This is a genomic window from Pseudomonas sp. KH_046_1 (assembly GCF_057839025.1).
Genome location: NZ_CM174481.1, coordinates 161,909 through 188,338, shown reverse-complemented (window position 1 = coordinate 188,338; position 26,430 = coordinate 161,909). Strand labels below are relative to the sequence as shown.

The following is a 26,430-nucleotide window of genomic DNA, read 5'->3' as shown; positions in this document are numbered from 1 at the left end:
GTAAATTCTTTGTTGCTTGATAGGCCGCCATCGCGAGCAGGCTCGCTCCCACACTGGTCCTGTGAACTCCGAAGATCCCCTGTGGGAGCGAGCCTGCTCGCGATAGCGTCGGCTCAGACGCCGTCGATATCCGGCCCTTTCACCGTCTGGCTGACCTGCCCGTTCACACCCACCGGCACTTCACCCTTGAGCGTCACCCGCCGCACGATGCGGTCCTGGGTCCCGTAGTCATCCACCGCGTAATGCTGGGTGGAGCGGTTGTCCCAGATCGCCACATCACCGGCCTTCCAGCGCCAGCGCACGACGTTTTCCTGGCGGATCACATGGCTTTGCAGCAAGCCGAACAGGTGCGCCGAATCGGCCTGGGAATAGCCCTTGATGCGTTTGACGAAATGCCCTAGCAACAGGCTCTTCTCACCGCTGATCGGGTGCACGCGGACCACCGGGTGCTCGGTCTCGTAGACGGTCGAAGTGAAGATCTTGCGATAGCGCTCCAGCTTCTCGGCCGAGACGTCAGGCCGGGTGCCGGCGTAGTCGTATTCGTTGCTGTGCACGGCGACCAGTTTGTCGGCCAGCTCACGCAGCTCCGCCGACAACCCGTCATAGGCAGTGGCGGTGTTGGCCCACAGGGTGTCGCCGCCGAAAGCCGGGGCCACCACCGAGCGCAGGATCGAGGCTTTTGGGTAGGCCTCGACGAAGGTCACGTCGGTGTGCCAGGAGCTGGCTCGCTGGCCTTCGGCACCGTCCAGTTCCAGCAGAAAACGCGTGCCCTCGCGCACCGGCACGGTCGGGTGCGCCACCGGTTCGCCGAGCAGGTGGGCGAACGCCTCCTGGCGTTGATCGTCGAGCTGGGTCTGCTCGCGGAAGAAGATCACTTTGTATTGCAGCAGTGCCTGTTGAATGGCTTCAACAGTGGCGGCATCCAGCTCGCCCGAAAGCTGTACGCCACGGATTTCGGCACCGATGCGACCGGCCACCGGATGGATTTCAAGCGCGTGAACAGCGGGTTGTACTGCGAAAGCGGCATTGCTCATGGGTAGACCCTCATCAGACTGCTTGCGGTTGAACCGGCCGCGAAACACTGCTCTATCTATATTCTATTTAGATCTAATAGATATCTTAATGTTTCGTTGACGGAATAAGAGGTTGCATTTAAAACCTCAGCCAACCCTCGTCGCAAATGCCTTCGAGCTATTTTTAGGATGCCGGAAAAGCATATGGATCTTCGCCAGTTGCGTTACTTCATCGCCCTCGACGAACACCGCAGTTTCGTGCGCGCGGCCGAGGCCATGGGCATTACCCAGCCTGCCTTCAGCCGCAGCATTCAGGGGCTCGAACACGAGTTCGGCTGCGTGCTGGTGGACCGTGGCAACAAGGACTTGCGCCCCACCCCCGAAGGCCTGGTGGTGCTGCAACATGCCCGCAGCCTGGTGCAGGGTGCGGCGTTGCTCAGCTGCGAAGTGACGCAGATGACCAAGCTCGATGCCGGTGAACTGCGCTTCGGTTGCGGCCCGGCACCGGCGGTGAAACTGGTGCCGGATGCGGTGGCGCAATTCATCAATGCGCATCCGAAAGTACGCACCTGTTTCGAGGTGGATAACTGGGAAAAACTCAGCCGTGCGCTGAGCCGTGAGGAGATCGAATTCTTCATCGCCGACATCCGCCATTTCGAGTCCGACCCGAACTTCCAGACCCAGGCCCTGACGCCCAAGCGCGGCGTATTTTTCTGCCGGCCCGGGCATCCGCTGCTGGCCAAGGAAAGCCTGTCGACCAACGACATGTTCGATTACCCACTGGCAACCACGATGATCCCGCCGGGCATTCGCAAACTGCTGGCGAACCTCAGTGGACGGGTGGACTTTTCGCCGACCATCGAGACCGAGCATTTCCCGGCGCTGGTGAAAGTGGTGCTGCAATCGAATGCGATTGGCGTGGGGACTGAAGAAGCGTTTGTTGAAGACATTGCCCAGGGTTCACTGGTGCTGCTGCACTGGCGCAACCTGCCGCAGAACATCGAGAGCATGAATGCGCGGTGCGGGATCGTCAGCCGCACCGGGTTCCGCTTGTCGCCGGCGGCGCGGGCGATGATCGAGACGTTGGTGGCGGTGGACAGGCAGCAGATCAGCGTCGCGGTTTAGGGCCTCTTCGCGAGCAAGCCCGCTCCCACAGGGGATCTCCGGTGTTCACACGGTCAGTGTGGGAGCGAGCCTGCTCGCGATGAGGCCAGTGAGCTCACTGAAGATTCAGAGCTTGGCCGCAGCCAGTTCCGGCGCCACCCAATCACTGACCTTGAACGACTTGCGAATCAGCTTCTGTTGCGAAGCCAAATCCACCGCGTCCTGCAATTTGCCAAGGAACACCGGGTCAAGCGTCGACGGGAAAACCTCGCTCAGTTTCTGATCCTTCAAATCCTGAGAAAGAATTACCGCCGGATAACTCGCCAGCCCCGACACCAGCTGAATGTAGGCGTCCTTGTTGCTGTCCTGGGTCAACCACTCCACGGCCTGCTGCTGGGCCTTGAGCAGTTTCGCCACCACCTCCGGATGCGCATCGACAAACTTCCCGGTCCCTATCAGCACCGCCTGTACACTGCCGGCGCCGCCCAGGTCCTTAGTATTGAGCGGCAACTCGGCCAGCCCCTTGGCCTGCAACGCCGTCAGCCCGGAACCGCCCCACGAGGCATCGATCTGCTTCGCCGCCAGCGCCGCGACCGCCGCGTTGAAGTCCAGGTTGATGACTTTCACATCTTTCTCGCTCAAACCCTGGCTGGCCAGCGCCGCATCGAAGGACAACTGGCTGGCGGTGCCACGGAAGATGGCCACGCGTTTACCCTTGAGGTCCTGCAGGGTCTTGATCCCCGAACCCGGCACCACGCCGAGGTAGTGCTTCACCCCGCGCGCCGAGGCGCTGAGCAACCGCGTATCCAGTCCATTGGACTTGCCGATGATGGCCGCCAGATCGCCGAGGTAGGCCAGGTCAACCTGACCGTTGGCGAATGCCTCGTTGATCACCGGACCTGCGCCCTTGAAGAAGCTCCACTGAATCTTGATGCCTTGATCGGCGAAAGCCTTTTCGAAGATCTGTTGATCACGCAGCACATCCACGACACCGCCACCACTGTGCTGGGTTCCGGCACTCAGGTCCGGCACCGCGATGCGGATTTCCTTGAGCTCATCGGCGTTGGCCGTGAAAACCAGCAGCCCCGCAAGGGCCGGTGCGGCGAACAGACTGATGACACGTTTGAAGGGAAGGTTCATGGGTGCGGCTCCTTGGGGCAACGGGCGTTGAGGAGCCGAAAGTAGGCCGAAGTGGAACAAACACTTAAATACTATAAATTCACATTTTTAGACCATTTAGATCTATATCAATCCCTTCGGGCCTCAAGAGCGTGTATGCAAAAACGGCATCAAAAATATTCTTCGAATGCATTGGATGCGGGTGTAACGGCAGGCCTTAAATGAACCCGCTTATCTCTCAATGGCATTGATTTAAATTTTTATAGATCAATTTTGCATACATTTTAACCCTGTGGGAGCGGGCTTGCTCGCGAATAGGGACTGTCAGTCGACTTCATTCCTGACTGACACAGCACTTTCGCGAGCAAGCCCGCTCCCGCAGGAAGACAACGGAGGTCACCCATGGCCCGTGTTTCCCTTCTCAGCCTGCCGCTGTCCGCGCCATCGCTTAAACACAAGCGAACATGGCCGAGCCTGGGCCAACGCTTGTTGCCATGGTTATTGCCAACCGCCCTGTTCAGCCTCTGGTGGCTCGCCAGCCGCAATCACTGGATGAGCGAGCAGATCCTGCCGGCGCCGACGCTGGTCTGGAGCAGCGCCGTTGAATTGTCCCAAGGCGAGTTGTGGAGCCATTTGTGGGTCAGCCTGCAACGCTTGTTCTGGGGACTGCTGGCCGGGATCAGCGCTGGTGCTGTTTTGGGTGCGGCATTGGGTTTCAGTCGTCGACTGGAGCGTCTGGTGTTTCCAACTTTCGCCGGGTTGGCGCAAGTCCCGACCCTGGCCTGGATTCCATTGTTCATGGTGTTTTTCGGCATTGGCGAAGTGCTGAAGCTGGTGGTGTTGATCAAGGCCATCGTGGTGCCGGTGACCCTGCATACACTGGTCGGTGTGCGCGACGCACAACCCAAGCTGCGCGAAGCCGCCGCCGTGTTGCGCCTGCCCAGGCACTTGTTGATCCGACGCCTGGTGCTGCCTGCCGCACTGCCGGCATTCATGGCCGGTGTGCGCCTCGCACTGGCCGCCGGCTGGACTTCACTGCTCGCTGTCGAACTGCTCGCTTCCAGTGAAGGCATCGGCTACCTGATGGTCTGGGCGCGGCAGTTGTTCATGCTCGACATCGTGTTCGTGTGCATTGTGGTGATCGGTTTGATCGGCGTGGCGATGGATCGCGGCATCGGTTTGCTGGACAAGAAACTGGTGCACTGGCCGCACCCGGCCACCGCCGAAATCCGTCGCGGGCCGCGCTATCAGGGTTGGCAACGCCTGCAACCGTGGCTGCTGCCACTGGCGCTTGTGGCGTTGTGGCAACTGACCTCGGATCAGCAATGGATTGACGCGAACATTCTGGTCAGCCCGCTGGCCGTCCTGCAGACCACCCGGGATGGTTTGCTCGACGGCACACTGCTTGGCGGCATGGCCCTGAGCCTGGGCCGAACCCTTGGCGGATTGCTGCTCGGTGGCGGACTCGGCTTTGCCTTGGGGCTGCTGCTGGGGTTGTCGCGCACCAGTGAACGCGTGCTCGGCCCAACCCTCGCCGCCATCCGCCAGATCGCCATTTTCGCCTGGGTGCCACTGCTCACCGCGTGGTTCGGCCTGGGGGAATTGGCCAAGTGGGTGTTCGTTGCCCTCGCCGCCTTTTTCCCGCTGTTCATCGCCACCCAACGCAGCGTCGCCCACCTGTCGCCACAACTCAACGAAGCCGCGCAGGTGTTGCGTCTGAACCTGCGCCAGCGCCTGGGTCGACTGGTGTTACCGGGCGCGGCGCCGGGGATTTTTGCAGGGCTTCGGCTGAGCCTGATCTACGCCTGGCTCGGCACCATCGGCGCCGAATATTTCATGCCGTCCAACGGCGGCATCGGCAGCCAGATGATCGGCGCCCAGCAATTGCTGCGCATGGACCTGATCATGGCCGGCATGCTGCTGGTGGGCCTGACCGGTGCCCTGCTCAACCTCATTGGCCAACGCCTGGAAATCCGCGCCACTCGCTGGAGACACGCATGAACGCACCGATTGTCAGCTTCAATCACGTGGGCAAAATCTTCGACGTCGACGGCTTTACACTTGAAGCCATTCGCGAATTCAACCTGGACATCGCCGAGGGCGAGTTCGTCGCCATCGTCGGCTCCAGCGGTTGCGGCAAATCCACCTTGCTGCGGCTGCTGGTGGGCCTCGATACGCAGTTTCGCGGGCAGATCAGTGTGGACGGAAAAGCCGTCACCGGCATCGGCGGCGAGCGCGGCATCGTCTTCCAGGAACACCGCTTGTTCCCGTGGTTGAGCGTGGCCGACAACATCGGCCTAGGCCTGGTCAACGAGCCCTTGAGCGCTGCGCAAAAGCAAAAGCGCATCAGCGATTTCATCGAACTGGTGGGCCTCGGCGACTTCGCCCGCGCCTATCCGCACCAACTCTCCGGCGGCATGGCGCAGCGCGTGGCTATCGCCCGTGGCTTGGTGGCCAGCCCGCGAATTCTGCTGCTGGACGAGCCCTTCGGTGCCCTCGACGCCCTGACTCGCCAACAGATGCAGGACGAACTGTTGGCGATCCGCGCCCGAGCAAAAATCACCACCGTGCTGGTCACCCACGATGTCGAGGAAGCGATCTTCCTCGCCGACCGTGTGGTGGTGATGGAGCCGCGTCCGGGCCGGATCAAGCAAGTGGTCGACATTGCCTTGCCCCATCCACGCCAGCGCAGCAGTTTCGACTTCCACCAGCTGCGCGAGGAACTGCTTCACGAACTCACCAGCGACGATCACTACCAGCCCCCCGTGCCGGTGCAGGTCCGCGATCTGCCGTTGTCCTTCATTGCCTACTGAAAAAGGAAATGCTTGATGCCGCAACGTCCCAACTTTCTAGTGATCCTGGCCGATGACCTGGGCTTTTCCGACCTCGGTGCCTTCGGTGGCGAAATCAATACGCCGAACCTCGATGCATTGGCCAACAATGGCCTGCGCCTGACCGATTTTCACACCGCACCGACCTGCTCGCCGACCCGTTCGATGCTGCTCACCGGCACCGATCACCACATCGCCGGCATCGGCACCATGGCCGAAGCATTGACCCCGGACCTGATCGGTAAGCCGGGTTACGAAGGGCATTTGAACGACCGCGTGGTCGCCCTGCCCGAACTGTTGCGCGAGGCCGGTTACCAGACCTTGATGAGCGGCAAATGGCACTTGGGCCTGACCGCAGTACTGGCGCCTCACGCCCGGGGTTTCGAGCGTTCGTTTTCGCTGCTGCCCGGCGCCGCCAATCATTACGGCTTCGAGCCGACCTACGATGAAACGACGCCACGGCTGCTGAAATCCACCCCGGCGCTGTACATCGAAGACGACCAATTCATCGATGAACTGCCCAAGGATTTCTATTCCTCAGACGCCTTTGGCGACAAGCTGCTGCAATACCTCAAAGAGCGCGACCAGACCCGTCCGTTCTTCGCCTACCTGCCGTTTTCCGCCCCCCACTGGCCGCTGCAGGCGCCGGCCGAGGTGGTGGAAAAATACCGCGGGCGCTATGACGCCGGCCCTGAAGTGCTGCGCCTTGAGCGCCTGGAAAAACTCAAAAAACTTGGGCTGATCGAGGCCGATGTCGAGCCCCATCCGTTGATCCAGTTGACTGCACAATGGGCTGCCCTGAGCGACGAGCAACGGCAGGTTTCCGCGCGGGCCATGGAGGTTTATGCGGCGATGGTCGAGCGCATGGACTGGAACATCGGGCGGGTTATCGATTACTTGCGCCAGCAAGGGCAACTGGACAACACCTTCATCCTGTTCATGTCCGATAACGGTGCCGAAGGGGCGTTGCTGGAGGCCTTTCCGAAATTCGGCCCGCAGTTGCTGACCTACCTCAACCAGCATTACGACAACAGCCTGGACAACATCGGCCGCGCCAACTCCTACGTCTGGTATGGGCCGAACTGGGCACAAGTGGCGACCGCGCCGTCGCGGCTGTTCAAAGCCTTCACCACCGAAGGCGGGATCCGTGTTCCGGCGCTGGTGCACTACCCGCAGCTGCCGCTCAAGGGACAGATCAGCCATGGATTTGGCACGGTGATGGACATCACGCCGACCATTCTGGATCTTGCCGGCGTGCGCCATCCGGGCAAGCAATGGCACGGCAAACCCGTGGCAGAAGTTCGCGGAAAGTCGTGGCTGGGGTTTCTGTCGGGCGAGACGGCGCAAGTGCATGACGAGCACACCGTCACCGGTTGGGAACTGTTCGGACGACGGGCGATTCGACAGGGGCAATGGAAGGCGGTGTACATCCCGGGACCGGTGGGGCCGGCGACCTGGCAGCTGTATGACCTGAGCAATGATCCGGGGGAGATTCATGACCTGGCATCGAGCCAACCGCAGAAGCTTGGTACCTTGATCGAACATTGGCAACGGTATGTGGATGAGACTGGGGTGATCCTGAGCGAGTCGCCGTTTCAGCCGGATTGATATTGCCTGATCCGGCCCCTTCGCGGGCAAGCCCGCTCCCACAGTGATTTATGCTGAACGCAAATTTCGCATTCAACGCAGAAACCTGTGGGAGCGGGCTTGCCCGCGAAGGGGCCCTTTCAAACGCTACTAAGCCTGAGCCGTACGCCCCTTTTCTGCAGCCACTTCTTCCTTGCCCTCAAACCGGTTAGCCCGCGCAAACGTGCCGAAATCATTGAACCGCACGCCCATCTCGCGCATCACCTTGTGCCCCACCGGCACAGTCAGTTGGCGGATGTAAAACGGTTCCTTCACCACAAAGTGATGGATCCCGTGACTGCTGCCGAAGTTGAAGCAGAACGCCTGCAACGGCCACAGCCACCAGGCATTCAGGACCTGGGTCTGCTGCATCACGTTGCCCGGCTCCACGTCACCGTAGTAGTGCATGTTCGAACTGATGAAGTGCAGGCAGAACGTGCGCAACACATTCGGGCCGATGATCACCACCGCCGCGATGTCGATCACCTGCATCACCGACAACGTGGTCGCCGACCACTCGATCGGTGCGCCCATCAGATGCGCAATGCCGTTCGCTGCGTGGAAACCGAGAAACACGTACCACGCGCCCCAATGCATCAGCGCCAGCGGTGCGTAGACCTTCAGCGTGCGCTGGACGATGCTGATCTTTTGCGCCCAGGTCTTGGCCCGCAGCATGCGGATGAACGAGGACATCATGTTGTCGCCGATCATCAAAAACCGTGCGATACCCCATGGTTCGCCATTGGTGATAGCGCGTTCTTCCATGTCGGTTTCAGAACCCGACACCTTATGGTGATTGAGGTGCAGATGGCGGCGAATCCACGGGTTGATGGTGCTCGGCCGCGCCAGCCACACCAACCCCATCATCAGGTTGTGCGGCATCTTCTGCTTGCGGAAGTACATGCTGTGGATCAGGTCGTGTTCCAGCTCATGGGTCAACGAGGCGAAAAATGCGTTGAGCAACAGGCACGCCCACCACGCCATGTGCCCGGTCATGTAGAGCGCCGCCGAACCGAACATGCCGGCCAGGGCGAAGGCCAGAATGCCCGCGCCGAGGGCGTCCTGATGCTTGAGAATCGGGTATTGCTCGCGCAGCTCGACGCCTCTGGCCAGCACCACTTCACGGATATGGGCTGATCGTTGGGATGCATTCAGTCGTTGGGGGCTTGCAGAAGTACGGTCCATGCTTCCATCCTCTGGTTATTGATGGTTGCATCCTGCCTTGCGAACCCGTGCAAGGCGGTAGCCGAGAACGCCAACCTGTTGACCGGAAGCGCCAATCAGCATGACTGAACCGACCTCCCTCGCCAGCTGGACCCGCGCCCTGCGCAAGCAACTCGATGCCCTGGGCATCGACAGCACCGCCCTGTGCCAGCAAGCGGGGCTCGACCCACAACTGATGGACGACCCGAACGCGCGCTACCCGCTGTCGGGCACCACGCACCTGTGGAATCTGGCGGTGCAGGCCAGCGGCGATCCGGCGATCGGTTTGCGGGTTTCGCGTTTCGTCAGCCCGACCACTTTCCATGCGCTGGGTTATGCGCTGGTGGCCAGCGGCAGCCTGCGGGAAGTGTTCGAGCGCATCGTGCGTTATCACCAGGTGGTCAGCGATGCCCTGGAACTGGAGCTGACCCGCGCCGAGGATCGCTACTGTTTCAGTCTGAAAATTCCGCTGGGCAACCCGACTCCTGCCTTCGAAGCCATCGACGCGTTCATGGCGATTTACGTGCGCACCTGCCGCAATCGCCTGGGCCGCGACTACGCACCACTGGCGACCTACCTGCGCCGCCCGGAGCCGGCAGACGCACACCAATGGCATAAAGTCTTTCGCTCGCCCGTGCACTTCGGTGCCGACGAGGATCGACTGGAGTTCGCCCTCGTCGACTTCGACAGCCATCTGGACGACGCCAACCCGGAACTGGCCGAGCACAATGAAACCGTGCTCAATCGCACCCTGGCGCAACTCAAGCCGCTGACATGGGAGCGCAAGGTCCGCGACGCGATTGAAGAACAACTGCCCGAAGGCGAACCCAGCGCCGAACACATCGCCAAGGCCCTGCACCTGAGCCTGCGCAGCCTGCAACGGCACCTGGCCGATGAAGGCTACCGGTTCGATACGCTGCTCAACGAAAGCCGTGAAAATCTGGCGCTGCTGCACTTGCGTGACCCGCAATGTTCGTTGAGCGAGATCAGTTATCTGCTCGGGTTTGCCGACACCAGCAGCTTCAGTCGTGCGTTCAAGCGCTGGACGGGGATGACGCCTGGGCAGTTTCGGGATGGGTTGCGCTGATCAGCCTTTGACCAGGCTGCGCGCCATACCCTCGTTCCACTGCTCCAGCATTGCCTCTCCAACCTCGGCAAAAGCACTGTTTGCCTTTATGTGTTGGCCCATCTCGCCCATCGCCACTGCCATCCCATGGATGACTTGTTGCAGCAATTCGTTGCAGCGTCCCTCGGTCAAATTGCAGGCGGAGCGGCCAAACCGCATCAGCATTTTGTACTTGGGCCACGCCTTCGATCCGCCCAATAGCAACGCCATGCTATCGGTCTTGATGTAGACCGACGTGGTGATGATGTCGTAGGCAGGTGCCAGGCTGATTGGTGCATCGACACCACAGTCTTCGTACAGAACGCCAAAGTTCTTGAGGTGCGCGTCGCCATTTTTCAGACCCGATGACAGCGCGACGATTTTGAAAAACGACTCCAGTGCCTGATTGAGCAAAGGCGGAGAAACAAAGGCCTTGATCTGCTTGGCCGCACCCTCGTACGAACCATCGTATTTGGCTTTTGATGGCCAGGCATTGAGCACGCAGAAGTCCTCGAACCCCAGGTAACCCTTTTCATTCAGGTCGAAGCGTTCAACGATCAAAAACTTGCCGTGCTCACTGAGTTCAAACTTCGGCACCTCAAGACCCGAATGCAACGCCGCCCGCATGCAGAAGTATTCATTGGCAGCGAGTTCCGGGTATTGCTCAGGACGAAAGGCTTTGACCAGATGTGTGGCACCCCGATGGGACAGCCGATCGATGGTTGACGCGCTGTCACGCACCAGTACCTTCGGCTGTACACCGGAAACACCTGAATACTGGCCATAGGTCTGCAAGAGGTCTTCGAACAGACCTTGCGCACCATCATGTACAAGAAGCTCCGCCAGGCTGGTTTCAGGTGGCTGGTCGCTCAGACCCTGGGCCTTTGAAATGCCGACTCTTCCGAGCTGGTGCGGGCCTACGATGGCAAGCATCGAAAAATCGTCAAATCCTCGGACGGCCTTGCTGAAGCGACGAGTCAATTCATCGCGCAGGGCTCCCTCAGGCAGATTCATTTCAAAAACCGGCGGAACACCTGGTTCCCACGCGTAACTCTCCAGCCGCACCGGCATGGTCAACGAGACGGCGTTTTGTTCGGGCGCGTTTTCGGCGTAGGCAAACACGGTATCAACAGGTGACTGACCACGGCCAAGGACTCCCACCGCACTGTTGGAAACGCTGATAGTCAGTCGATCCTTCTCCTGCGGCTCATCCATGGAAATCCACCTTTTTCAGGGTGTCCAGCGTCGGCCGCTTCGTCTGTCGCGGCACGGCAGTCAGCTCATAACCGAAGCCATTTAGGATCGCCTCGACCTTGCGCAGACCAATTTCGGAGAGGGTGTTGTTTTCGATGCCGGAGATCGTCGCCCGGCTCATTCCGTATTGCTGTGCCAATGCCTGCTGGGAGAGTTTTCTTTCCTTGCGTAAGGTTCGGATCAGCTTGCCAAGGTTTTCCATTTCACCACCATGCATCGTATACAGTGCATAATTTATCAAATTAATAATTATGCATTGTATTTAGTGCAGTTAGAGACTGAAGTCCAGCTACATTTGCCGACGCCCCTACCTGGCATCAAACCAACGCCAACAACCGCAACCGCTCGGCATCGATAATTTCAATTTCGCCGTAACTCAGCCCGATGATCCCTTGCCCCTGCAACTCCTTGAGGATCTGGTTGGTGGTCTGGCGCGACAGCGACAGCATCGACGCCAACTGTTCCTGGGGCAGTTGCAGGACGCGACGCGGGGGAGCGGTCTCGCCATAGCCTTCAGCGATCATCAGCAAGCGATGCGCCAACCTTGCCGGGGCCGGCAACAGGCTCAGTTGTTCGAAGTTGATGAAGGTCATGCGCAGTTTCTGGCTCATCAGCAAGGCCAGTTGTCGCCAATGCTGCGGATGCTCGTTTAGCAGCGCCAGCAAGGTGTTCTGGGGAATGTGCAGCAGCGTGCACTGGCCCACGCCGTACGCATCGTGGGTGCGTGGCTGGCCATCGAACAGGCAGATTTCGCCGAACCAGTGCGGCGGCTCCACCAGGCTCAGCAACGCTTCCTTGCCCTGCTCGCTCACGGCACCGACGCGCACCGCGCCTTCAAGCACCGCGTACAGGCCGCAGGGTGGATCGCCACGCTTGAACAGCCGCTGGCCCGGCGACAGCCGCCGCAGCCTGGCCGCCGACAGCAGGCTATCCTGTAGGGAAACAGGTAAATGGCTGAACCACTGACCGCTCATCAGGCGTGGACGCCAGACCTGCATATCCATGAAAACTCCTAAAGATTGTCGCCTGGCTGACAGAGCGGGAAGTGGCCCCGGGGCATGATCAATCACCCCACAGGAGAACAACAATGAAAAGCCTCGTCGACCACCTCAGTCAATACGCCGCCTACCACCGTGACCCGCGCAACATCGCCTCGCACTTTATCGGCATTCCGCTGATCGTGGTGGCCGTCGCGGTGTTGCTGTCGCGGCCGGAGTGGTCGCTGGGCGGCGTATGGATGTCACCGGCGGTGCTCGTCTCGCTGGCATCGGCGTGGTTTTACCTGCGCCTGGAGCTGCGCCTGGGCGTGTTGATGACCGTGTTGCTCGGGCTGTCGGTGTGGGCAGGTCATGCGCTGGCGCAGCAAAGCACGCTGGTCTGGCTGGGTAGCGGCGTGGCGATGTTCGTGATCGGCTGGGCGATCCAGTTTGTCGGCCATCACTACGAAGGACGCAAACCGGCATTTGTCGATGACGTGACCGGATTGATTGTCGGGCCGTTGTTCGTGGTGGCGGAGCTGGCGTTCATGCTGGGGATGCGGCATGAGCTCAAAGAGCAGATCGAGGCGCGGGCGGGTAGGGTGCGGGTCAATCCGAAGCGTGCCGCTGTTTAGATAGCAATCGCGGGCAAGCCCGCTCCCACAGGTTTTTTGGGTTGGCCACAAGTTTTGTGCTCAACCCCGATCCACTGTGGGAGCGGGCTTGCTCGCGAAGCTTTTGCTTTAGATGTTGGCAACCTTCTGCCAAACCTTCGGCTTGAAGAACAGCGTCTCACCCTTCGCCAGCCCGATCAGGCTGTCGTGATCCTTGACCACTTCGGCCTCGATCAGATCGCTCTGCCCTTCGACCTTCAACGTCACCCGCGTCGTCGCGCCCAGCGGACGAATATCGCGCACTTCCGCTGCGTGGTGATCTTCCAGTTCATGACGTGACAGCGACACCTCGTGCGGGCGGAACAGCACGTGCTTGTCTTCGCCCAGGTGCAGACGGTTCGAATCACCGAGGAAGTGATAGACAAAATCGCTGGCCGGATTTTCGTAAACGTCACCCGGTGAGCCGATCTGCTCGATCACACCCTTGTTCATCACCACGATGCGGTCGGCGACTTCCATCGCTTCTTCCTGATCGTGGGTCACGAACACCGAGGTCAGGTTGATGTCTTCGTGCAGGCGCGCCAACCAGCGGCGCAGCTCTTTACGGACCTTGGCGTCGAGGGCACCGAAGGGTTCGTCGAGCAGCAGCACTTTCGGCTCCACCGCCAGCGCTCGGGCCAAGGCAATACGCTGGCGCTGACCGCCGGAGAGTTGTTCCGGATAGCGATCCGACAACCAGTCCAGTTGCACCATGTTCAACAGTTCGTGAACTTTGGTTGCGATCTGGCTTTCGCTCGGGCGCTGGTTTTTCGGCTTCATGCGCAGGCCGAACGCGACGTTGTCGAACACCGTCATGTGGCGGAACAGGGCGTAGTGCTGGAACACGAAACCGACGTTGCGATCACGTACGTCGTGGCCGGAAACGTCTTCACCGTGGAACACGATGTTGCCCCGGTCCGGGGTCTCCAGGCCGGCGATGATCCGCAGCAGCGTGGTCTTGCCGCAGCCCGACGGGCCGAGCAACGCGACGAGTTCGCCGCTCTGGATGTCCAGGCTGATGTTGTCCAGCGCCTTGAACGCGTTGAAATTCTTGCTGACGTTACGCACTTCGATCGACATGAATTATTCCTCCGCGGCGCTGGCGCGCAGGCGGTTAATACGGTTTTCGCTCCACTGCTTGAGCAGCAGGATGAAGAGCGCCAGGATCAGCAACAGGCTCGCCACGGCGAACGCGGCCACGTGGTTGTATTCGTTGTAGAGGATCTCGACGTGCAACGGCAGGGTGTTGGTCACCCCGCGAATGTGCCCGGAAACCACCGACACCGCACCGAATTCCCCCATGGCCCGCGCGGTACACAACACCACGCCGTAGATCAGGCCCCATTTGATGTTGGGCACGGTGACGTGCCAGAACATCTGCCAGCCGTTGGCCCCGAGCAAGCGCGCGGCCTCCTCTTCCTGAGTGCCTTGTTCCTGCATCAGCGGGATCAGTTCCCGCGCCACGAACGGCACGGTGACGAAGATCGTCGCGAGCACGATGCCCGGCAGGGCGAAGACGATCTGGATGTCGTGGTCCGAAAGCCATGGGCCGAACAGGCCCTGGGCGCCGAACATCAGCACATAGACCAGTCCCGCGATCACCGGCGACACCGAGAATGGCAGGTCGATCAAAGTCACCAGCATGCTCTTGCCGCGGAACGAGTACTTGCTCACGCACCACGCAGCGCTGACACCGAACACCAGGTTCAGCGGCACCGAAATCAGTACGGCGATGACCGTGAGTTTCAGTGCCGACAGCGCGTCCGGCTCAAAGATCGCGGTGAAAAACGCCCCGAGGCCGAGCTTCAGGCCCTGGGACACCACGATGAACAGCGGCAGCAACAGGAACAGCGCAAAAATGAGCCAGCCAAGGCCGATCAGGATTCGCCGCGAAGTCGCACTGCCACGGCGGGCAGCATTCGAGGAAGCGGCAGCAATAGACGATTGGGACATGGGTGCGCCTCCTTATGGGGTTTCGATGCGCCGCTGCAACAAGTTGATCAGCAGCAACAGGACAAAGGAAACCACCAGCATCAGTACACCAATGGAGGTAGCGCCGGTGTAATCGTATTGGTCGAGCTTGACCATAATCAGCAGCGGCAGAATCTCGGTTTTCATCGGCATGTTGCCAGCGATGAAAATCACCGAACCATACTCGCCGACCCCGCGGGCAAAGGCCAAAGCGAAACCGGTAAGCCATGCCGGAAGCAGTGCCGGCAGCAGGATATGGCGGAAAACCTGCAACGGTTTTGCACCCAGGCACGCTGCCGCTTCTTCCACTTCACGGGGAATATCCGCCAATACTGGCTGTACGGTACGTACTACGAATGGAAGTGTCACGAAAGTGAGGGCAAGGGTGATGCCCAGAGGGGTGTAGGCGATCTTGAAACCCAGATCCGCTGCAAACTGACCCACCAGACCGGTAGGGGTGTACAACGCTGTCAGTGCAATACCGGCTACCGCCGTGGGCAAAGCGAACGGCAAGTCGATCATTGCATCGATCACTTTTCGTCCAGGGAAGGTATAGCGCACTAATACCCAGGCCAGCAGCGTGCCGATGATGCCGTTGATGATCGCGGCACACAGGGCGGTGCCGAAGCTGAGCTTCAATGCGGCCAGCACCCGTGGCGCCGAGATGATTGCCCAGAACTGATCCCAGGTGAGTTGAGCGGCATGCACGAACATCGCCGCCAGTGGTATGAGCACAATCAGGCTGAGGTACACCAAGGTGTAGCCCAGCGTCAGCCCGAAGCCGGGTATGACGGGGGAGATACGACGCGACATAAAAGTCCTTGGTTGGAGGTTTATCAGCTGAAGGCAATTCATGTGGGAGCGGGCTTGCTCGCGAAAGCAGTGTGCCAGTCAACGTAAATGTCGCCTGATACACCGCCTTCGCGAGCAAGCCCGCTCCCACCTTTTAAGCACCTTAGCTGACTTGCATTGGGGCTCGTTGATGGCTATTTAAGATTACTGCGCCTGGTAGATCTGGTCGAACACGCCCCCGTCATTGAAGAATTTCGGCTGTGCGGTTTTCCAGCCGCCGAAGTCCTTGTCGATGCTCACCAGTTCCAGTTTCGGGAACTGCTGGGCGTACTTGGCGGCCACGTCCTTGTCACGTGGACGATAGAAGTTCTTCGCCGCGATTTCCTGGCCGGCCGGGCTGTACAGGTGCTTGAGGTAGGCTTCGGCGATCTGCTCGTTGCCCTTTTTCTCGGCGTTCTTGTCGACTACCGCCACCGGTGGCTCGGCGAGAATCGACAGCGAAGGCACGACGATGTCGAACTTGTCGGCGCCGCCCTCTTCCTTCAGGGCCAGGAAGGCTTCGTTTTCCCAGGCCAGCAATACGTCGCCCTGACCGTTGTTGACGAAGGTAATGGTCGAGCCGCGAGCGCCGGTGTCCAGCACTGGCACGTGCTTGAACAGGGTCTGTACGTATTCCTTGGCCTTGGCTTCGTCGCCGCCATTGGCTTTCAGTCCATAGGCCCACGCCGCGAGGAAGTTCCAGCGCGCACCGCCGGAGGTTTTCGGGTTCGGCGTGATCACTGAGACGTCATTCTTGACCAGGTCGCCCCAGTCCTTGATGCCTTTAGGGTTGCCCTTGCGCACCAGGAACACGATGGTCGAGGTGTAAGGCGTGCTGGCGTCCGGCAGGCGTTTTTGCCAGTCGGCCGGTAGGGATTTGCCGAGCTTGGCGATTTCGTCGATATCACCGGCCAGGGCCAGGGTCACGACGTCGGCACGCAGGCCATCGATCACCGCCCGACCTTGCTTGCCCGAACCGCCGTGGGATTGCTGGATTTTCACGGAGTCACCGGCGTGGTCCTTTTGCCAGAACTTGATGAACTCGGCGTTGTAGTCCTGATACAGCTCGCGGGTCGGGTCGTACGACACGTTGAGCAGCTCGTAGTCCTTGGCAACGGCGGAACCGGCAAAAAGGGCGCTGGCCAGGGCGGCCAAAGCAAAATGACGAATCGACGACATGGTGAAAGCTCCTGGAATTCTTGGTTTGTTGGCTTTTTCTTATGGGATATCGCGTTGCCTGATTCGCCTCAGCCCGGCTTGTTGCCCGGCTGCTGCAAACGGAATTTCTCCTTGCGCTCGATCTGCACCACCTGGGCGTTATGCACGGTGATTTCCACGGCGCCAAAGCGCAGATCGCGCAGGGCACTCTGGATTTCCCGCAGGATGGTGGCTTCGTCTTGACCGTCGACGCTACGCAGGGATGCGCTCATATTGCTGCTCCTTCAACTGAGAGGTTGCCTCGCAGTGTCGGCACTGCTTGCGGCTTGAGAGCAATACTAGAGAGACACAGATATTCTTAAAAAGACTATTTAAGAATGTTTATATAACCATAAGAGATTAACTGGAGGGACAAGGGTTTGAGGTGAATCACCCTTTTTCAGACACACAAAAAAACCTGTGGGAGCGGGCTTGCTCGCGAAGAGGGAGTATCAGTCACCAGAAATGTCGACTGATATTCCGCTATCGCGAGCAAGCTCGCTCCCACAGGGTTTGCGCCTATCCAATCACCGGCGCATGCATCCAATCGAGCTGCACCGCCGGCACCGGCCGCCCGAACCAGTAACCCTGCCCCAGATCACACCCCTGCTCGAGCAGGAAAGCAGCCTGTTCGACCTGCTCGATCCCCTCGGCATGCACCTGCATGCCCATGCTCTGGGCCAGGGCAATGATCACCCGTGAAATCGCCGCATCGTCCTCATCCCACGGCAACCCGGCGACGAAGCCCTGGTCGATTTTCAACTTTTGCACCGGCAGGCGCTTGAGCCGCAGCAGCGATGAATAACCCGTGCCGAAGTCGTCGATGGCCAGGCGCACACCCAGCTCGCGCAGGCGATGCATTTGTTCCAGTGCGACTTCCGGGTCCTCCATCACCGCGCTTTCGGTGACTTCCAGCTCCAGAAACGCCGGCTCCAGCCCGGTTTCGCGCAGGATTTGCGCCACCTGCTGATACAGCTCTCGACGGGCGAACAGACGCGAAGAAATGTTGACCGCGACGAACGACAGCACCACCCCGCCCTGCTGCCACTGGCACATCTGCCGACATGCCTGCGTCATGACCCAGGCATCGATTTCAGCAATCAGACCGGTTCGTTCGGCGACCGGAATGAATTCCGCTGGCGACACCAGCCCCCGCTGCGGGTGCTGCCAACGCACCAGCGCCTCGACGCCAATCAGGCGGCTGGTCTTGAGGTCGTGAACCGGCTGGTAATGGACCCGCAGCTCTTGCCGGTCCAGGGCACGGCGCAATTCGAAGGCGATCTCCACCCGTTGCTGGGCGTGGGCCGTCAGCTCTTCGGTGTACAGCGCATAATCATTGCGCCCCGTGCTCTTGGCCTTGAACAGTGCAGAGTCGGCATTGCGCAGCAGTTGCTCGACGCTCAACGCATCGCTGGGGAACAGGCTGATGCCGATGCTGGTATTGGTGGACAGCGGGTGCCCATCAATAAGAAACGGCTCTTTAAGGCCGTCGATGATCCGCTGAGCCAACGCAGCGGCCTGAACCAGTTGCGGACAGCTTTCGGCGAGCACGGCGAATTCATCTCCACCCAGCCTGGCCAAGGTGAAGCCAGGACCGAACATGGCGCCCAGGCGCTCGGCCACAGCCTTGAGCAACTGATCACCGATGGTATGCCCGAGGCTGTCGTTGATCATCTTGAAATGATCGAGATCGATCATCAGCAGCGCACTGCCACGTTTGTGCACCTGTGCCGAGGCCAGGGCCTGTTCGGCGCGGTCGGTGAACAGCAGGCGGTTCGGCAGGTCGGTCAGCGGATCGTGGTGCGCCAGGTGCATCAGCTCGTGTTCGGAGTTCTTGATTGCACTGATGTCGGAAAACACCGCCACATATTGGCTCGGCCGGCCGTAGTCGTCATGGATCAGGCGGATCGTTTGCCATTGCGGGTAAATCTCGCCGCTTTTGCGCCGGTTCCAGATTTCCCCACTCCATTCCCCGACACTGGCGAGCGCGGCAAACATCACCTGATAGAACTCAGGAGAATGTCGCCCGGACTTGAACAGATTGGGCCGCTGCCCCAGCACGTCCCCACACCCGTAACCGGTAATTTCCATGAATGCCCGGTTTACATGGACGATCACGCCTTCCCGATTGGTGACCAGCACGCCTTCGCGGGTGCAGTCGAACACGGCCGCCGCCTGGCGCAAGCGCATGCGGTCGGCATCGCGCTCACGCAGTTGGGCGCCGATACCCAGACACCGCAGCAACCGCGCCCGGGCAATGAAGATCAACCCGGCGCTGAACAACACCCAAACATAACCGTTGATCAGTTGCCATCGCAGTCGCTCGGCAGAGCTATCGAAGAAACTGTTTAATAAATGGTCACTGATCTGCAGCCAAACCACAGAAAGCAACAGATAGAGCAGCGCTGCGCGCAAGGCATCGCGATAGGTGGCAGACATCCGGCGATCCATGTCCCTACAAAAAGGTTGGAATGATGGTTTAAAGACACATCCAGCCACTCTTATCTGAAAGGGCGACTGGTTTTCTGTGTGGGCTTAGTGATAATGCAACGGCTGTTTTTTCTTTATCGAGGGCCCTACAGCCTATGTGGTACGAAGGTTTTCTTGGCTTGTCGCCCTGGTCGCTGGTAGCAGTCACCCTGCTGATGACCCACGTCACGATCATCGCCGTCACGGTCTATCTGCATCGTTACTCGGCCCATCGCTCCCTGGAGCTGAATGGGGGCCTTAAGCATTTCTTCCGTTTCTGGCTGTGGCTGACCACGGCGCAGAACACCCGCGAGTGGACCGCCATCCACCGCAAGCATCACGCCAAATGCGAAACCGTCGATGACCCGCACAGCCCGGTCATCAAGGGGTTGTCCACGGTGCTGCGCAAAGGCGCCGAGCTGTACCGCGCCGAAGCGGAAAACCCCGAGACGCTGCGCATCTACGGCAAGAACTGCCCCGAAGACTGGATCGAGCGCAATCTCTACAGCCGCTTCCCGCTGCTGGGCATTGCGATCATGGGCGTTATCGACCTGCTGCTGTTCGGCACCATCGGCATCACCATCTGGGCCATCCAGATGATGTGGATCCCGGTGTGGGCCGCCGGCGTGGTCAATGGCCTGGGCCATGCCATCGGCTACCGCAATTTCGAATGCCGCGATGCGGCGACCAACCTGGTGCCTTGGGGCATCCTGATTGGCGGCGAAGAACTGCATAACAACCATCACACCTACCCTAACTCGGCAAAACTGTCGGTGAAGAAGTGGGAATTCGACCTGGGCTGGGCGTGGATTCAAGTCTTCAGCTTCCTGCGCCTAGCCAAGGTCCAGCGGGTTGCGCCGATTGCCCATCGCGTCGAAGGCAAGGGCAACCTGGACATGGATACCGCCATGGCGATCCTCAACAACCGCTTCCAGATCATGGCCCAGTACCGCAAATTGGTGATCGGCCCGCTGGTCAAACAAGAGCTGGAAAAGGTCGATCACTCGGTACGTCACCAGTTCCACCGGGCCAAACGCCTGCTTTCGCGAGAAACCAGTCTGCTGGATGACAAACACCATGTACGCATCCAGAACATGCTCGAGCACAGTCAGGCGCTGAAGGTAATTTACGAGAAACGCCTGGCCTTGCAGCAGATCTGGGTCAAGACCAGCTCAAATGGTCACGACATGCTGGCGGCCATCAAGGATTGGGTACACGAAGCCGAAGCCAGCGGGATTCAGTCCCTGCGCGACTTCGCCGGTCAGTTGAAGACCTACTCCCTGCGTCCTGCCGCCGTCTGACCTGTGGGAGCGAGCCTGCTCGCGAAGGCGGCGTGTCAGTCAATATTGATTTGACTGGCACCCCCCTTTCGCGAGCAGGCTCGCTCCCACATTGATTTGTGGCCGCAAAAAGGCATCGCCAGTACCGCCCGGCGGGAGCCAGTTCCCTCGCCGCAAAAGGCGGGAACTTCATCTGAAAAGCCCTATCTCAAAGACACTTCGCCATCCCCGGCGGGCTTGATGTTGGCCGCGATCGCGCGCGGCATGCCCTTTGAGATTTGTGTCGATGGCCGAAAAAAACCTGCAAGACTCATCTCCGTCCCATTGGCCCGAGGCCGCGCAGACCCTGATGGCGCTGATGCACGCCCAAAGTGAAGTCGCACGCCTGAGCGAACGCGAACAGTTGCTCAACACCTTGCTGATGAGCGTCAACGTGGTGCTGTGGGCATTCGATTGGGAAACCCGCCAGGTGCTTTACGTCAGCCCCGCCTACGAACGGATCTTTGACCGTTCGGCCGATCTACTGCTGGCCGACTGCAACCAATGGCGCGACAGCATTTACCCTGACGACCTGGACTACGCCGAACGCAGCCTGGCCGAAGTGCTGGACAAAGGCGCCGTCGAAGACCGCGAGTATCGAATCATTGCCGCCGATGGCCAGGTGCGCTGGCTCAGCGACAAATGCTACGTCAACCGCCAGGCCGAGCCGGGGCAACCGGTGATCATCGTCGGCATCGCCGAAGACATCACTGACAAGAAGCAGATGGAAACCGAGCTGCACCGCTTGGCCACCACCGACGCGCTGACCCAGAGCAGCAATCGCCGGCATTTCTTCGAATGCGCCCACCGCGAGTTCGCACACGCCCGGCAACAGGGCGAGCCGCTTTCGTTCCTGATGCTGGACATCGATGACTTCAAAATCATCAACGACACCTACGGCCACCAGGAAGGCGACAACGTGTTGCAACGCATCGCCGATAGCGGCCGCGCAGCGTTGCGCCGTGGCGATCTGTTCGGGCGCATTGGCGGTGAGGAGTTCGCAGCGGTGTTTCCCGGCTGTACGCCACAGATGGCCCTGCAAGTGGCTGAACGCTTGCAACAGCAGATTCAGCGATTGCGCTTTACCCATGAAGGCCGGACGTTCGGCATCACCGTCAGCCAGGGCCTGACCAGCCTGAGCGCCGCGGACGAAAACGTGGAGAACCTGTTTTCCCGGGCGGATACCGCGATGTATCAGGCCAAGCGCGAGGGCAAGAACCGGATTGTTACTGCCTGACAGGAACACCATAGAACCCTGTGGGAGCGAGCTTGCTCGCGATGGCGCCGGCTCATTCAACATCAATGTTGGCAGACAGTCCGCTATCGCGAGCAAGCTCGCTCCCACAGGGTTGAGTGGTGGCTTTACTTCCTGCGCAAACGCATCAATTCCGGCAAGCCAATCTTGAGCAATCGCGCCGTCCGGCTCTTCGCCAGCGCCTCAATGCCCTCATGCTCGGTCAGGCGCGCCATCTGCGCCGCCATGTTCATCACCAGCGCTTCGCGGAAATAAACCCCGCCACCGAGCTGGTAGGCGGCTGCAATCAGCTCCCGCAACTCCAGTGGCAGGCGCCAGCGCGTGCGCAGGGCCGAACCATAGGCCGCGCCAAATTCAACCAGCGCTTCGCCCACGTCCTCCTGCTCGTCCAGTTCGCCACCGGCCTGTTTCCACTCCTGCAAACAGCGCAGCAGCGCCAGATCGCCGAGACGATGCAACATACCGGCGCAATAGCAGCGCTCCTGATCCAGATCGAGCAGGCGCGCCAGGGTTCGCGCGTATTCGGCGGTGTGCAGCGACAGATCCCAGAAGCGCTCGGCATAGTCGGCCAATTGCGGATCGCTGAGCCGTGCGCTGCGCTTGAGTGCCAGCCCGAGAATCAGGTTCATGCTCTGCCCGGTGCCCAGGCGATGCAGTGCCTGTGACAGGGTTTGCACAGCGGCGCCGTGGTGCTGGGCCGCGCTGTTGGCAGCGGCGATCAGCACGGCCGTGACCTGCGGATCGGTGCGGATTTCGTCTTCCAGCACCGTCAGGTCGAGGCCATTGGGATTGAGGCTGCGCTTGACCGCCACTTGCACGTCGGTCATCAGCGGGGCACCGTCGGCCAACTCCCGTCGACGCTCCAGAAATACCGACAACGTCATGCCCGGTGCCAGCGACGGCACCTCGCACGAGACTTCTTCGCCAGCGTTCAGCAGCAAACCCTGCAACCGCTGGGTCAGGCTTTGCATATTCAGGGGCTTGGTCAGGTACGCGGCCGGCGCCAGCGGCAAGGCCTCGCGCACGCTGGCACTGTCGTTACGACTGCTCATCAGAATGAACGGCATGGGCGGATTGCGTTTGCGCTGACGGACGTTGCGCAGGACATTCAGGCCATCGACGCCCGGCAACTCCCAGTCGGCGATGACCAGGTCATAGGGGTTGGCAGCCAATAGCTCCAGCGCTTGCTGACCATCGGCGCACAAATCCAGCCGCGCATCGCAGCGTACGTTCAACAACACTTCCTTGAGCAAATCCCGGGACCAGGGGTCGGCCTCGGCGATCAGGACTCTTGGAACGGCGGGTAAAATGACAGTCGTCATACAGCTCTCCCTGGCAATGCGGAAACCTTAGCCAATGCTGGCCATTCGATACAGCGCTAATGCGCGGGATGCGTTTCAAGGGGCATGAAAAAACCCGCCGAAGCGGGTTTTTTGTGGATCAGGTCACACTGGGGATCAGAGCTCGGAGAAGCACTCTTCGATGATCGCCAGGCCTTTGTCCAGTTGCTCGTCCGGCGAGGTCAGCGGTACCAGGACGCGCAGAACGTTGCCGTAGGTGCCGCAGGACAGCAGGATCAGACCCTTGTCGCGAGCCTTGGCCACAACGGACGCCACGGCTGCAGCGTTCGGCTTGTGGCTGTCGCCGTTTTCGAACAACTCGACAGCGATCATTGCGCCCAGGGCACGGACTTCACCGATCACCGGGTACTTGGCCTGGATGGCCTTCAGGCCGGTTACCAGACGCTCGCCAACAGCCTTGCAACGATCCAGCAGGTGTTCTTCTTCGAACACTTCCATCACGGCCAGGGCCGCGGCGCAAGCGATCGGGCTGCCGGCGTAGGTGCCGCCCAGGCCGCCTGGAGCGATGGCGTCCATGTATTCGGCCTTGCCGCACACACCGGCCAGCGGGAAGCCGCCAGCGATGGATTTGGCGAAGGTGGTCAGGTCGGCAGCGACGCCCATCTGTTCCATGGCGAAGAAGGTGCCGGTACGGCCAGCGCCCGTCTGTACTTCGTCAGCGATCAGCAGGATGCCGTGCTGGTCGCACAAGGCACGCAGACGCTTCATGAACTCTTTAGGCGCGACGTAGAAACCGCCTTCGCCCTGAACCGGCTCGATGATGATCGCGGCGATGTCTTTCGGCTCGGCGTCGTTCTTGAAGATGCGTTCGATGGAAGCGATCGAGTCGTCGATGCTCACACCGTGCAGTTCATTCGGGTACAGCGCACGGAAGATGCCGCCTGGCATCAGGCCCATGCCGGCCGAGTAAGGCACGACTTTACCGGTCAGGCCCAGAGTCATCATGGTGCGACCGTGGTAAGCGCCGGTGAACGCGATCACGCCGGCACGGCCAGTGGCGGCACGGGCGATCTTGATCGAGTTTTCCACGGCTTCGGAGCCGGTGGTCACCAGCAGGGTTTTCTTGTCGAAATCACCTGGGACCTTGGCGTTGATTTTTTCGCACACTTCCACGTACGGCTCGTAGGCCAGTACCTGGAAGCAGGTGTGGGTCAGCTTGTTCAGCTGCTCGGTCACGGCGGCGATGACTTTCGGGTGCAGGTGGCCGGTGTTCAGTACGGCGATACCGCCGGCGAAGTCGATGAATTCACGACCTTCAACGTCGGTTACCGTCGCGTTCTTCGCGGAATCGGCGAAGATCGGGTGAATCTGGCCAACACCACGTGGTACAGCAGCGGTACGGCGGGCCATCAAAGAAGCGTTAGTCTTGCTCATACATTCCTCATTCACCGCTCATCGGGCGGTGTGGTTCAAGGATAAAGCGACGGGGAGCAACGGCGGCAGCATGCGATGATCGACTGCCACGGCGTTCCCGGTCACCGAGAAAATTCCGGTTTGAAGCGGCGCAAAGGGACAGCGCTCTCGTGCCCTTTGCGCTTGAAGCAATGCCGTGCCGGGCTTAGATGCCCAGGCAGAGGTATTTGATTTCCAGGTAGTCTTCGATGCCGTACTTGGAGCCTTCACGGCCCAGGCCCGAGGCCTTGATGCCGCCGAACGGCGCGACTTCGTTGGAGATCAACCCGGTGTTGACGCCGACCATGCCGTATTCCAGGGCTTCAGCCACACGGAACACACGACCCAGGTCGCGAGCATAGAAGTACGAGGCCAGACCGAACTCGGTGTCGTTGGACATCGCGATCACATCGGCTTCGTCTTTGAAGCGGAACAGTGGCGCCAGTGGACCGAAGGTTTCTTCCTTGGCCACGGCAGCGTTGTTCGGCACGTTGGTCAGGATGGTCGGCTCGAAGAAGTTACCTTCCATCGACTTGCCGCCGGACAGCACGGTGGCGCCTTTGGAAATGGCGTCAGCAATGTGCTCTTGCACCTTGGCCACGGCTTTTTCGTCGATCAGCGGGCCAGTGGTGGTGCCGTCTTCCAGACCGTTGCCGATCTTGAGCTTGGCCACAGCCACTTTCAGCTTCTCGGCGAACGCGTCGTAGACCGAATCCTGAATGTACAGGCGGTTGGCGCAGACGCAGGTCTGACCGTTGTTGCGATACTTGGAAATGATCGCGCCTTCGACGGCCTTATCCAGATCCGCGTCGTCGAACACGATGAACGGAGCGTTGCCGCCCAGTTCCAGGGACACTTTCTTGATGTCCTTGGCGCATTCCGACATCAGTTGACGACCGATCTCGGTCGAACCGGTGAAGGACAGCTTGCGCACGATCGGGTTGCTGGTCAGCTCGCTGCCGATGTCGCCGGCGCTGCCGGAAACCACGCTGAACACGCCAGCCGGGATGCCCGCACGCTGGGCTAGTTCGGCCAGGGCGAAGGCGGAAAACGGAGTTTGCGAAGCAGGCTTGAGCACCATGGTGCAACCGGCGGCCAGGGCCGGGCCGGCTTTACGGGTGATCATTGCAGCCGGGAAGTTCCACGGGGTGATTGCAGCGGTCACGCCGATTGGCTGCTTGATCACGATCAGGCGCTTGTCTGGCTGGTGGCCCGGAATCACGTCACCGTAGATGCGCTTGGCTTCTTCGGCGAACCACTCGATGAAGGAAGCGGCGTAAACGATTTCGCCCTTGGCTTCAGCCAATGGCTTGCCTTGCTCCAGGGTCATCAGGCGAGCCAGGTCGTCCTGGTTCTCGATGATCAGCTCGAACCAGCGACGCAGTTTGGTCGCACGTTCTTTGGCGGTCAGTGCACGCCAGGCCGGCAGCGCTTTGTCAGCGGCTTCGATCGCACGGCGGGTTTCGGCAGCACCCATTTTCGGCACGGTGCCCAGAATTTCGCCCGTTGCCGGGTTGTTGACCTTGATCGTCTGACCATTGTCCGCATCAACCCACGCGCCATCGATGAAGGCTTGCTGGCGGAACAACTGGGTGTCTTTAAGCTGCATGTCGGCTTTCCTTAACAGCACCGCAACAAATGCGGAGCAAATTATGATTGTAGAAAGGCGCCTCGATAGGCTGCCGTCAGGGAAATCATTCACCGGGCTGAAGCACATAAATAGCGCACTGATTCAAATCGTGCGGTTCAG

Annotated in this window: 23 protein-coding genes; 8 read left to right on the top strand and 15 right to left on the bottom strand. The window is 60.1% G+C overall.

Translation table 11 applies throughout. The features are described 5' to 3' along the window. Positions 1-113 precede the first annotated feature (113 nt). Positions 114-1,034 carry a TauD/TfdA dioxygenase family protein gene (locus AC3IT9_RS00860; protein ID WP_489271690.1) on the bottom strand — a complete coding sequence of 307 codons (921 nt, stop codon included), beginning with the start codon at positions 1,032-1,034 and terminating at the stop codon, positions 114-116. A 183-nt stretch (positions 1,035-1,217) separates the two neighbouring features. Between AC3IT9_RS00860 and AC3IT9_RS00855 the strand changes: the two genes are divergently transcribed. Next, positions 1,218-2,138 carry a LysR family transcriptional regulator gene (locus tag AC3IT9_RS00855; protein WP_489271689.1) on the top strand — a complete coding sequence of 307 codons (921 nt, stop codon included), beginning with the start codon at positions 1,218-1,220 and terminating at the stop codon, positions 2,136-2,138. A 105-nt stretch (positions 2,139-2,243) separates the two neighbouring features. Here AC3IT9_RS00855 and AC3IT9_RS00850 read toward each other — a convergent pair whose 3' ends face one another. Then, positions 2,244-3,257: an ABC transporter substrate-binding protein gene (locus AC3IT9_RS00850; protein WP_489271688.1), complete on the bottom strand. Its 1,014-nt coding sequence runs from the start codon at positions 3,255-3,257 to the stop codon at positions 2,244-2,246. Positions 3,258-3,638: 381 nt separating this feature from the next. Here AC3IT9_RS00850 and AC3IT9_RS00845 point away from each other — a divergent pair, with 381 nt between their 5' ends. From AC3IT9_RS00845 to AC3IT9_RS00835, 3 genes are read left to right on the top strand one after another with little or no spacing between them, the layout of a single operon-like run. Further along, the gene (locus AC3IT9_RS00845) at positions 3,639-5,237 is read left to right on the top strand and encodes an ABC transporter permease (protein WP_489271687.1); all 1,599 of its coding nucleotides are present in this window, start codon (positions 3,639-3,641) and stop codon (positions 5,235-5,237) included. Next, positions 5,234-6,049, top strand: a complete 816-nt coding sequence (locus AC3IT9_RS00840) for an ABC transporter ATP-binding protein (protein ID WP_150726420.1) — start codon at positions 5,234-5,236, stop codon at positions 6,047-6,049. The genes AC3IT9_RS00845 and AC3IT9_RS00840 overlap by 4 nt, the downstream gene beginning before the upstream one ends. 15 nt (positions 6,050-6,064) lie before the next feature. Beyond that, on the top strand, positions 6,065-7,675 hold the full coding sequence (locus AC3IT9_RS00835; RefSeq protein WP_489271685.1) for an arylsulfatase: 1,611 nt from the start codon (positions 6,065-6,067) through the stop codon (positions 7,673-7,675). 129 nt (positions 7,676-7,804) lie between these two features. Here the strand turns inward: AC3IT9_RS00835 and AC3IT9_RS00830 are convergent, their stop codons facing one another. Continuing rightward, positions 7,805-8,878: a fatty acid desaturase gene (locus tag AC3IT9_RS00830; protein WP_353741828.1), complete on the bottom strand. Its 1,074-nt coding sequence runs from the start codon at positions 8,876-8,878 to the stop codon at positions 7,805-7,807. Between the two features lie 100 nt (positions 8,879-8,978). Here AC3IT9_RS00830 and AC3IT9_RS00825 point away from each other — a divergent pair, with 100 nt between their 5' ends. Further along, positions 8,979-9,983 (top strand): AraC family transcriptional regulator, encoded by a 1,005-nt coding sequence (locus tag AC3IT9_RS00825; protein ID WP_150726417.1) that lies wholly within the window; start codon positions 8,979-8,981, stop codon positions 9,981-9,983. Here the strand turns inward: AC3IT9_RS00825 and AC3IT9_RS00820 are convergent, their stop codons facing one another. The 3 genes from AC3IT9_RS00820 to AC3IT9_RS00810 all read right to left on the bottom strand — a co-directional run bounded on the left by AC3IT9_RS00820 (position 9,984) and on the right by AC3IT9_RS00810 (position 12,259). Beyond that, the gene (locus tag AC3IT9_RS00820; protein WP_489271684.1) at positions 9,984-11,216 is read right to left on the bottom strand and encodes a type II toxin-antitoxin system HipA family toxin; all 1,233 of its coding nucleotides are present in this window, start codon (positions 11,214-11,216) and stop codon (positions 9,984-9,986) included. After that, positions 11,209-11,457, bottom strand: coding sequence for a helix-turn-helix domain-containing protein (locus AC3IT9_RS00815; RefSeq protein WP_150755905.1), 249 nt, complete (start codon positions 11,455-11,457; stop codon positions 11,209-11,211). The genes AC3IT9_RS00820 and AC3IT9_RS00815 overlap by 8 nt, the downstream gene beginning before the upstream one ends. Before the next feature lie 115 nt (positions 11,458-11,572). Beyond that, positions 11,573-12,259: a Crp/Fnr family transcriptional regulator gene (locus AC3IT9_RS00810; protein ID WP_489271682.1), complete on the bottom strand. Its 687-nt coding sequence runs from the start codon at positions 12,257-12,259 to the stop codon at positions 11,573-11,575. Positions 12,260-12,342: 83 nt separating this feature from the next. Here AC3IT9_RS00810 and AC3IT9_RS00805 point away from each other — a divergent pair, with 83 nt between their 5' ends. Beyond that, positions 12,343-12,867 carry an Mpo1 family 2-hydroxy fatty acid dioxygenase gene (locus AC3IT9_RS00805; protein WP_150726415.1) on the top strand — a complete coding sequence of 175 codons (525 nt, stop codon included), beginning with the start codon at positions 12,343-12,345 and terminating at the stop codon, positions 12,865-12,867. A 108-nt stretch (positions 12,868-12,975) separates the two neighbouring features. Here AC3IT9_RS00805 and AC3IT9_RS00800 read toward each other — a convergent pair whose 3' ends face one another. The 6 genes from AC3IT9_RS00800 to dibA form a co-directional block, all read right to left on the bottom strand. Beyond that, positions 12,976-13,965: a sulfate/molybdate ABC transporter ATP-binding protein gene (locus AC3IT9_RS00800; RefSeq protein ID WP_489271681.1), complete on the bottom strand. Its 990-nt coding sequence runs from the start codon at positions 13,963-13,965 to the stop codon at positions 12,976-12,978. A 3-nt stretch (positions 13,966-13,968) separates the two neighbouring features. Continuing rightward, positions 13,969-14,838 carry a sulfate ABC transporter permease subunit CysW gene (gene cysW, locus AC3IT9_RS00795; RefSeq protein ID WP_150726413.1) on the bottom strand — a complete coding sequence of 290 codons (870 nt, stop codon included), beginning with the start codon at positions 14,836-14,838 and terminating at the stop codon, positions 13,969-13,971. 12 nt (positions 14,839-14,850) lie between these two features. Next, complete coding sequence (gene cysT, locus AC3IT9_RS00790; RefSeq protein ID WP_007972956.1) at positions 14,851-15,669, bottom strand: sulfate ABC transporter permease subunit CysT; 819 nt, start codon at positions 15,667-15,669, stop codon at positions 14,851-14,853. A 183-nt stretch (positions 15,670-15,852) separates the two neighbouring features. Continuing rightward, a complete protein-coding gene (locus tag AC3IT9_RS00785; protein WP_150812072.1) occupies positions 15,853-16,866 on the bottom strand; it encodes a sulfate ABC transporter substrate-binding protein in 1,014 nt (337 codons plus the stop codon). A 68-nt stretch (positions 16,867-16,934) separates the two neighbouring features. Next, a complete protein-coding gene (gene oscA, locus AC3IT9_RS00780; RefSeq protein WP_007975618.1) occupies positions 16,935-17,117 on the bottom strand; it encodes a sulfur starvation response protein OscA in 183 nt (60 codons plus the stop codon). A 286-nt stretch (positions 17,118-17,403) separates the two neighbouring features. Then, the gene (gene dibA / locus AC3IT9_RS00775) at positions 17,404-19,323 is read right to left on the bottom strand and encodes a phosphodiesterase DibA (RefSeq protein WP_489271679.1); all 1,920 of its coding nucleotides are present in this window, start codon (positions 19,321-19,323) and stop codon (positions 17,404-17,406) included. A 146-nt stretch (positions 19,324-19,469) separates the two neighbouring features. Here dibA and desA point away from each other — a divergent pair, with 146 nt between their 5' ends. Together desA and AC3IT9_RS00765 are read left to right on the top strand one after the other, a co-directional pair. Next, entirely contained in the window at positions 19,470-20,654 is a 1,185-nt protein-coding gene (desA, locus tag AC3IT9_RS00770; RefSeq protein WP_150755900.1) for a delta-9 fatty acid desaturase DesA, read from the top strand. A gap of 265 nt (positions 20,655-20,919) precedes the next feature. Further along, the gene (locus AC3IT9_RS00765; protein WP_489271678.1) at positions 20,920-21,909 is read left to right on the top strand and encodes a GGDEF domain-containing protein; all 990 of its coding nucleotides are present in this window, start codon (positions 20,920-20,922) and stop codon (positions 21,907-21,909) included. 125 nt (positions 21,910-22,034) lie between these two features. Here the strand turns inward: AC3IT9_RS00765 and AC3IT9_RS00760 are convergent, their stop codons facing one another. The 3 genes from AC3IT9_RS00760 to gabD all read right to left on the bottom strand — a co-directional run bounded on the left by AC3IT9_RS00760 (position 22,035) and on the right by gabD (position 26,289). Further along, entirely contained in the window at positions 22,035-23,249 is a 1,215-nt protein-coding gene (locus AC3IT9_RS00760) for an HDOD domain-containing protein (RefSeq protein ID WP_489271677.1), read from the bottom strand. Between the two features lie 135 nt (positions 23,250-23,384). Further along, the gene (gabT, locus tag AC3IT9_RS00755; RefSeq protein WP_108219752.1) at positions 23,385-24,662 is read right to left on the bottom strand and encodes a 4-aminobutyrate--2-oxoglutarate transaminase; all 1,278 of its coding nucleotides are present in this window, start codon (positions 24,660-24,662) and stop codon (positions 23,385-23,387) included. Between the two features lie 184 nt (positions 24,663-24,846). Next, positions 24,847-26,289, bottom strand: a complete 1,443-nt coding sequence (gene gabD, locus AC3IT9_RS00750) for an NADP-dependent succinate-semialdehyde dehydrogenase (RefSeq protein WP_258683070.1) — start codon at positions 26,287-26,289, stop codon at positions 24,847-24,849. Between the last annotated feature and the right edge of the window lie 141 nt (positions 26,290-26,430).

What these genes read in the sequence shown, in the direction of transcription:
- AC3IT9_RS00785 (WP_150812072.1), bottom strand. Translation starts at nt 16,866, where the DNA reads ATGTCGTCGATTCGTCATTTTGCTTTGGCCGCCCTGGCCAGCGCCCTT.
- AC3IT9_RS00820 (WP_489271684.1), bottom strand. Translation starts at nt 11,216, where the DNA reads ATGGATGAGCCGCAGGAGAAGGATCGACTGACTATCAGCGTTTCCAAC.
- AC3IT9_RS00800 (WP_489271681.1), bottom strand. Translation starts at nt 13,965, where the DNA reads ATGTCGATCGAAGTGCGTAACGTCAGCAAGAATTTCAACGCGTTCAAG.
- AC3IT9_RS00805 (WP_150726415.1), top strand. Translation starts at nt 12,343, where the DNA reads ATGAAAAGCCTCGTCGACCACCTCAGTCAATACGCCGCCTACCACCGT.
- AC3IT9_RS00855 (WP_489271689.1), top strand. Translation starts at nt 1,218, where the DNA reads ATGGATCTTCGCCAGTTGCGTTACTTCATCGCCCTCGACGAACACCGC.
- oscA (WP_007975618.1), bottom strand. Translation starts at nt 17,117, where the DNA reads ATGAGCGCATCCCTGCGTAGCGTCGACGGTCAAGACGAAGCCACCATC.
- dibA (WP_489271679.1), bottom strand. Translation starts at nt 19,323, where the DNA reads ATGTCTGCCACCTATCGCGATGCCTTGCGCGCAGCGCTGCTCTATCTG.
- AC3IT9_RS00815 (WP_150755905.1), bottom strand. Translation starts at nt 11,457, where the DNA reads ATGGAAAACCTTGGCAAGCTGATCCGAACCTTACGCAAGGAAAGAAAA.
- desA (WP_150755900.1), top strand. Translation starts at nt 19,470, where the DNA reads ATGTGGTACGAAGGTTTTCTTGGCTTGTCGCCCTGGTCGCTGGTAGCA.
- cysT (WP_007972956.1), bottom strand. Translation starts at nt 15,669, where the DNA reads ATGTCGCGTCGTATCTCCCCCGTCATACCCGGCTTCGGGCTGACGCTG.
- cysW (WP_150726413.1), bottom strand. Translation starts at nt 14,838, where the DNA reads ATGTCCCAATCGTCTATTGCTGCCGCTTCCTCGAATGCTGCCCGCCGT.
- AC3IT9_RS00860 (WP_489271690.1), bottom strand. Translation starts at nt 1,034, where the DNA reads ATGAGCAATGCCGCTTTCGCAGTACAACCCGCTGTTCACGCGCTTGAA.
- AC3IT9_RS00835 (WP_489271685.1), top strand. Translation starts at nt 6,065, where the DNA reads ATGCCGCAACGTCCCAACTTTCTAGTGATCCTGGCCGATGACCTGGGC.
- AC3IT9_RS00825 (WP_150726417.1), top strand. Translation starts at nt 8,979, where the DNA reads ATGACTGAACCGACCTCCCTCGCCAGCTGGACCCGCGCCCTGCGCAAG.
- AC3IT9_RS00830 (WP_353741828.1), bottom strand. Translation starts at nt 8,878, where the DNA reads ATGGACCGTACTTCTGCAAGCCCCCAACGACTGAATGCATCCCAACGA.
- AC3IT9_RS00850 (WP_489271688.1), bottom strand. Translation starts at nt 3,257, where the DNA reads ATGAACCTTCCCTTCAAACGTGTCATCAGTCTGTTCGCCGCACCGGCC.
- gabT (WP_108219752.1), bottom strand. Translation starts at nt 24,662, where the DNA reads ATGAGCAAGACTAACGCTTCTTTGATGGCCCGCCGTACCGCTGCTGTA.
- gabD (WP_258683070.1), bottom strand. Translation starts at nt 26,289, where the DNA reads ATGCAGCTTAAAGACACCCAGTTGTTCCGCCAGCAAGCCTTCATCGAT.
- AC3IT9_RS00810 (WP_489271682.1), bottom strand. Translation starts at nt 12,259, where the DNA reads ATGGATATGCAGGTCTGGCGTCCACGCCTGATGAGCGGTCAGTGGTTC.
- AC3IT9_RS00845 (WP_489271687.1), top strand. Translation starts at nt 3,639, where the DNA reads ATGGCCCGTGTTTCCCTTCTCAGCCTGCCGCTGTCCGCGCCATCGCTT.
- AC3IT9_RS00760 (WP_489271677.1), bottom strand. Translation starts at nt 23,249, where the DNA reads ATGACGACTGTCATTTTACCCGCCGTTCCAAGAGTCCTGATCGCCGAG.
- AC3IT9_RS00840 (WP_150726420.1), top strand. Translation starts at nt 5,234, where the DNA reads ATGAACGCACCGATTGTCAGCTTCAATCACGTGGGCAAAATCTTCGAC.
- AC3IT9_RS00765 (WP_489271678.1), top strand. Translation starts at nt 20,920, where the DNA reads ATGGCCGAAAAAAACCTGCAAGACTCATCTCCGTCCCATTGGCCCGAG.